This window comes from Bifidobacterium sp. LH_730, from assembly GCF_056355835.1.
Genome location: NZ_JBKETB010000014.1, coordinates 59,438 through 65,717, shown reverse-complemented (window position 1 = coordinate 65,717; position 6,280 = coordinate 59,438). Strand labels below are relative to the sequence as shown.

Sequence of the window (6,280 nt, the reverse complement as noted above, 5' to 3'; positions counted from 1 at the left end):
CGTTTCCTTCGATCCTCTCGCATACGAAAGAACCACACCTCCAATCATCGAATCTGAATTTCTTCAGTCCAACAATCGGGGTGCGGTTCAATACCGAGCCTTGACTGGTTATCGGCTTTCGCCCCTAACCAAAGGTTGCGAAATGAATCATATCACGATGCGCGGGGCTCTGACCGTGAACGGGCGCAGTGTGATCGTCCATGTGGGCGATGGCGAGGCGTTCGCCACGGTTGATGGGACGCGCTTCAATGTGCGCGGGCTGTGGCAGCTCTATCAGCTGCTGAGGCTCCTCGTGTAGCGGTCATTGACGACGCGGTTGCCTCTTACGGGTGCCGCGCCCGCAACCTGACAATCGTGCGTGGTGTGCACTGGCTCATCTTCAACGCAGTATCTGTTTGCTCCAAAGCATCACTGTTGAACGTGCCCGCCCCTACTCCAGTCGCCCGCGGCGCCACAGGTGCGCGCCGTGGTTGAAGTCTTTGGCGGTGGCGAGGAGGTTGCCGGCGGTGTGCATCAGGCGCGCGGCCTTGGTGCGGATGGCTTTCTCGTCGGTGTGCGGGTCGGCTGCGTGGGCGGCGTGGGCTGCGTCAGCCGCGCTGGCCGCGGCCATGGCCGTCATCCGCTTTGCCTCGGCGGTCAAGCCCAGCGCCACCACATCGGTGAAGGCTGCGGCGCGCTCCAGCGCCACCGCGAAATCGCCGGTGAACGCGCCGGAGAGAATGGAATCGGCCAGGCGCACGATGTCCTCTTCACAAGGCGCGGCGTCCACGCCGGCGATGGCCGAGGCGCTGGTCGCCACCGGCTCGCCGACGCGCCACAGCCGCGCGATCGCCTCGCTGCGCCCGCGCATCCAGGAGCGCAGCATGTAGAGCCGCCACAGGATCCCCGGCAGAGAATCGGGCTCGGCATCGCTCCACAATTCGGCGATCTCATCGACTCCCTGCGTTTCGACCAGCGTCAACACACGCGATACCACGGCCGGGTCCTCGCTGTGCCGCACGCGGTCCAGCAGCGCGGCGGCCGACAGATGCGCCATCTCGCTGAGCTGCGCCGGATCCATGCCGCCGGCCAGTCCCTCGGCCATGGCCGCGTCGAGCTGTCCGGGGCGCGCGGGGCGCGGCGAGCCGGTGTGGGTGAATCCGGACGCGCGGCTGGCGATGACGGATCCGGAGCCGAAACGAAGCGAATTAGTGGACAAGGGGAACGACCTTCTGAATATCGATGATCGCGGGCCCGTTCGCGCCATCGGTCACGAACAGGGCCACCGCGGTGCCGGTGGGCATATACGGGCTTTTCGCGATCAGCCGCTTGGACAGGGATTTGGACGCGCACAATGCGCGCAGATGTGCGAATATGCCGCCGATGACGGGCCGGTGCATGCATATCGCCGTGGCCTGCCCGGATTCGCAGGCCGCCTGTATCTGGTCGCGGAAGCAATCCCACGCCGCGTCGGGATCGGCGGCGAAGGCATCCTCCGTGAGCGGTTCGAGGAAGGTCATATCCCGCCCGACCTGCCATGCGAACATCTGCAGCGTCTCCACGCAGCGGATCCACGGCGAGGTCGCCAGCCGCACTGGATTGAAACAGGCCAGCTCGTCGGTCAGCGCATAGGCCGCGGCGGCGCCGCGCGGCGTGATCGGCCGGTTCGCATCCGTGCCCTTCCAGGATTTGCGCGCCTCCGCCTTGCCGTGGCGCACGATGATGACGGGCGTCGCCTCCGCCGCGCCCTCCTCGATCCGGTCGACGAACAGCGCGAGGATGTCCCGGTCGCTGGAATGCGTGAGCCTGCGCCTCGCCTCGCCCACCGGCAGCCAGACGATCTCGTCGATCTCGCCCACGTCGGCCTTGTGCACGGGTCCGAAGGCCTGCGCCAGCCGCGCCGCCTCCTGCCCGTCGTCGATCGGCCTCGCCATCCAATACACAACATGCTTCGTATCGACGTTGCGATTGCGGGTGTGCCGCTTGCGATGTCCCTCCTCGGCGAGCGGATATTCGACCTCCCCGAGCCACGGCCCGAGCGCCACCGGCAGTCCCGTCTCCTCGCCGATCTCCCGCACGGCCGCATGCCGATGGGATTCGTTGGGATCGACCTTGCCCTTCGGCCAGCTCCAGTCGTCGTATTTCGGGCGGTGCACCAGGCATACCTCGATGCCGTCGATCGGTTTGGCCGGCGTTCCCGATTCCTCAAACGCCTGTCCGCCGCGGCGACGATACAGTATGCCGCCGGCCGCTTCGACGGTGGTTCTGATTTTGCTGCTTGCCATCGTAATCATTGTAAAACCTCCGCAAGGCTACGTAGTCGTCAACCGATACGCCGATGGCCGGCCCCGTCGGGGACCGGCCATCGTGGTGAAGGAGGTTGAGCTATTCGCTATATCAACGTCGTTCAGTTGGACGAACGACGGCGGCGCTGATGGCTGCGGATCAGATATTCCTGGCTGTCGACCAGCGGACGGCCCTCGCCGTCCTTCGCATGGCGCACGTAGGTGCCATCGGGCTGCATATGCCACGACACCGTCGAATCGGCCATCTGCAGGTCGACGTAGTGAATGAGCTCCTCGACCTGCTCGGGCGCGGTGACGCGCACCAGCGCCTCGACGCGGCGGTCGAGATTGCGGTGCATGAGATCGGCCGAGCCGATCCACACCTCCGGGCCGGCGGCGGGCCCCTCGCCGATCGACGGGCCGTCCGAATTGCAGAAGGCGTAGATGCGGCTGTGCTCGAGGAATCGACCGAGGATCGAACGCACGCGGATGTTCTCGCTCAGCCCCGGCACCCCGGGCTTGAGGGAGCAGATGCCGCGTTCGACGATATCGATCTTGACGCCAGCCTGCGAGGCGCGGTAGAGCGCGTCGATGGTCTTCTCGTCGACGACCGAGTTGACCTTGATCTTGATCCACGCCTCCTTGCCGGCGCGGGCGGCCTCCTCCTCGCGGCGGATGCGCTGGATCAGGCCGGTGCGCACGGTGCGCGGCGCGACCAGCAGCCGGTGGAAGCTCGACTTGGGCGCGTAGCCGGAGAGCTGGTTGAACAGGCGCGTCAAATCCTGGCCGACCACCGGATCGCAGGTCAGCAGGCCCAGATCGGTGTAGATGCGCGCGGTCTTCGGGTTGTAGTTGCCGGTGCCCACATGGCAGTAACGCTTGAGACCGTCCTGCTCCTGACGCACCACCTCGATGAGCTTGCAGTGCGTCTTGAGTCCCACGATGCCGTAGACGACGTGCACGCCGGCGCGTTCGAGCTTGCGCGCCCACGCGATGTTGGCGTCCTCGTCGAAGCGCGCCTTGATCTCGACCAGCGCCAGCACCTGCTTGCCGGCGTGCGCGGCGTCGATCAGCGCGTCGATGATCGGCGAGTGGGAGCTGGTGCGATACAGGGTCTGCTTGATGGCGAGCACCTTCGGATCGGCCGCGGCCTGCTCAAGGAAGGCCTGCACCGAGGTGGAGAAGGAGTCATACGGATGGTGCAGCAGGATGTCGCGCTCGCGGATGGCGGCGAAGATGTCCTGCGCGCGGGAGGACTCGACCTCGGCGATCTGCCGGTTCGTCGACGGGATGAACTGGCGGTACTTGAGGTCGGGCCGGTCGATGCCGCCGAGCTCGAAGAGCACGGTCGCGTCGAGCGGCGCGGGCAGGCGGTAGACCTCGTCGGGGCGCACGCGCAGCTGGTCGGCGAGCAGCTGGGAAAGGAAGGGGCTGGTCTCATCGGAGATCTCGAGACGGATCGGCGGTCCGAAACGGCGGCGCAGCAGCTCCTTCTCCATCGCATTGAGCAAGTTCTCGGCGTCATCCTCCTCGACGTCGATATCCTCGTTGCGGGTGACGCGGAACGAACGCGCCTCCTTGATGATCATGCCCGGGAACAGCGATTCGAGGTGCGCGATGATGAGGTTCTCCATCGTGATGAAGCCATAGCGCTCCTCCTTCGCCTCCTCGTCGGTCATATCGTCGACGGGGACGAGACGGTTGAGGTTGCCCGGGATCTTCACGCGCGCGAAATGCGATTTGCCGGAGTTCGGGTTCTCGACGAGCACCGCGAGGTTGATGGAGCCGCCGGAGATATAGGGGAAGGGGTGCGCCGGGTCGACGGCCAGAGGGGTGAGGACCGGGAAGACCTGCTGGCGGTAGTAGCGGCTCAGGCGCTCCTGCTCCTCGGTGGTGAGCTTGTCCCAGCTGAGCAGCACGATGCGCTCGTCTGCCAGCGCGGGCAGGATGTGGTCGACCACATAGCGGGCGTGCTCGTCCTGCAGGCGGTGCGCCTGCTCGCTGATCGCGCGCAGTTGCTGGCGGGGGCTCAGGCCGGCCGGCGAGGGGACGGCGATGCCCGAGTCGATGCGGCGCTTGAGGCCGGCCACACGGACCATGAAGAACTCGTCGAGGTTGTTCGCGAAGATCGCGGCGAAGCTGGCGCGCTCGATGAGCGGCAGCTCCTCGTCCTGGGCGAGCTCCAGCACGCGCTTGTTGAACTTGAGCCAGCTCAGTTCGCGGTCGAAGAAGCGGTCCTTGGGCAGCGGGGCCTCGCCTTCGAGGGTCTCGCGGCGGTCGTTCTTGTCCGTCTCCGCAATGTGCTCGGCGATCTGGCTGCGCAGGATCGCCTTCGAGGGTGCGTCAAATATCTGTGCCATATCCCATACTCTAGGCGCTGGTTCGCCGCCGGTCGAGAAGGAAGCGTCAAAATTCAACGTGAGTTCACATAGCGGCGTGGAATGGTGCGATTTGGAGTGATTGTGAGCGTTCTCGGGAGCGTTGTGCGACACGCCGCAAACGAACAGCAGCGCACAGTTTCGCCGCGTGAACCGCACACAAAATGACGGCTTCTTCGTGTTCGGAACAAGTAATGAACAGTTGCGAAAAAATCCGCACAAAGGGCCGCCCTGAGTTGCGGGGAGACCGGGGCGCGCCTAGATTATGAGGTACAAGAACAACTGAACAGCGGCAGAGCCCCACAAGAGTGTATGGTCAAAAGGGACCGTTACGTTGAGCGGGTATTGGAAAGACTTACCGTTACGACGATGATGTTGTGCAGAGATTCTGTCCCTCGGATGTTCTTGAGAAGGACCTCGCTACGGCGGGGTCCTTCGTTTTTCTGAGCTTCGCCGTTTTTATCACGGAACAGTCCACTGGACTGTTCCGTCCCACCAAGGTGGGGCTTCTCGTTTTTTGCGCGGCCAATGAAAAAGCGAGCTGGCACCGGGGTGGCAGCTCGCTTATCAATAAAAGGTTTTAGTAAGGCCTAGGCGTAGATATTGCGCGGGCGCATATCCTCGGGCAGGCCCTCGAGCAGCGTGGCGACGGAGCCCTCCTCGAAGACCGAGCGGATGCCGGCGGCCAGCAGCGGCGCGACCGACAGCACGGTCATATTCGGCAGACGCTTCTCCTCGGGCACCGGCACGGTGTCGGTGAGCACGATCTCCTTGGCGCCGCAGTCCGCGAGTCGCTCGACGGCAGGTCCGGAGAGCAAGCCATGCGTGGCCACGAGCGTGACCGATTTCGCGCCGGCCTCGTTGAGCGTGCGCACGGCCTCGCAGATCGTGCCGGCCGTGTCGATCATATCGTCGACGACCACGCAGTCGCGGCCGTCGACCTCGCCGATGATGCCATGCGCCTCGGCATGGTTCGGGCGCGTGATGTCGCGCTGCTTGTGGATGAAGGCCAGCGGAAGGTTGCCCAGCTTGGCCGCCCATTGCTCGGAGACCTTGATGCGTCCCGCGTCGGGGGAGACGATCGTCGTGTTGTCCAGCGGCATCGCGCCGCGCACATAGTCGAGCAGCACCGGCATGGCCGTCAAATGGTCGACCGGTCCGTCGAAGAATCCTTGCTCCTGCGCGGCGTGCAGGTCGACGGTCATGATGCGGTTGGCGCCGGCGCCTTGGAACAGGTCGAACATCAGACGCGCGGTGATCGGTTCGCGGCCCTGGTGCTTCTTGTCCTGACGGGAATAGCCCAGGAAGGGCGCGACGACCGTGATCGAGCGGGCAGAGGCGCGCTTGAGGGCGTCGATCATGAGCAGCTGCTCCATGATCCATTTGTTGATGTCGCCCGAGTGGCACTGCATGACGAAGACATCCGCGCCGCGCACGGGCTCGGTGAACCGCACGTACATCTCGCCGTTCGCGAAGTCATAGGCGGTGGTCTCCAACACCTCGGTGCCGAGATATCGCGCGGTCTCGGCAGCCAGCTGCGGGTACGCACGTCCCGTCACCAACGCCAATCGCTTGTCCGGGGTGCCTTCGAGGATCGCCGACATGTTCCGCCTTTTCGCATAAGAGGGATTATCAGGG

At 64.8% G+C, this 6,280-nt stretch carries 5 protein-coding genes; 1 reads left to right on the top strand and 4 read right to left on the bottom strand.

All coding sequences use genetic code 11. The annotated features are described in order from the left end of the window. Positions 1-142: 142 nt before the first annotated feature. Positions 143-298, top strand: a complete 156-nt coding sequence (locus tag AC1AUD_RS12350; RefSeq protein ID WP_476574676.1) for a hypothetical protein — start codon at positions 143-145, stop codon at positions 296-298. 132 nt (positions 299-430) lie between these two features. Here AC1AUD_RS12350 and AC1AUD_RS12345 read toward each other — a convergent pair whose 3' ends face one another. The 4 genes from AC1AUD_RS12345 to AC1AUD_RS12330 form a co-directional block, all read right to left on the bottom strand. After that, the gene (locus tag AC1AUD_RS12345; protein WP_476574675.1) at positions 431-1,246 is read right to left on the bottom strand and encodes a hypothetical protein; all 816 of its coding nucleotides are present in this window, start codon (positions 1,244-1,246) and stop codon (positions 431-433) included. Then, positions 1,188-2,264 carry an NUDIX hydrolase gene (locus tag AC1AUD_RS12340; RefSeq protein ID WP_476574674.1) on the bottom strand — a complete coding sequence of 359 codons (1,077 nt, stop codon included), beginning with the start codon at positions 2,262-2,264 and terminating at the stop codon, positions 1,188-1,190. The genes AC1AUD_RS12345 and AC1AUD_RS12340 overlap by 59 nt, the downstream gene beginning before the upstream one ends. A 122-nt stretch (positions 2,265-2,386) precedes the next feature. Beyond that, entirely contained in the window at positions 2,387-4,624 is a 2,238-nt protein-coding gene (locus tag AC1AUD_RS12335; protein WP_476574673.1) for an RNA degradosome polyphosphate kinase, read from the bottom strand. A 608-nt stretch (positions 4,625-5,232) separates the two neighbouring features. Further along, a complete protein-coding gene (locus AC1AUD_RS12330; protein WP_476574672.1) occupies positions 5,233-6,246 on the bottom strand; it encodes a ribose-phosphate diphosphokinase in 1,014 nt (337 codons plus the stop codon). Positions 6,247-6,280 lie beyond the last annotated feature (34 nt).

Excerpts from the sequence above, each read along its gene's own strand:
- AC1AUD_RS12340 (WP_476574674.1), bottom strand. The coding sequence starts at position 2,264 with ATGGCAAGCAGCAAAATCAGAACCACCGTCGAAGCGGCCGGCGGCATA.
- AC1AUD_RS12330 (WP_476574672.1), bottom strand. The coding sequence starts at position 6,246 with ATGTCGGCGATCCTCGAAGGCACCCCGGACAAGCGATTGGCGTTGGTG.
- AC1AUD_RS12345 (WP_476574675.1), bottom strand. The coding sequence starts at position 1,246 with ATGGCGCGAACGGGCCCGCGATCATCGATATTCAGAAGGTCGTTCCCC.
- AC1AUD_RS12350 (WP_476574676.1), top strand. The coding sequence starts at position 143 with ATGAATCATATCACGATGCGCGGGGCTCTGACCGTGAACGGGCGCAGT.
- AC1AUD_RS12335 (WP_476574673.1), bottom strand. The coding sequence starts at position 4,624 with ATGGCACAGATATTTGACGCACCCTCGAAGGCGATCCTGCGCAGCCAG.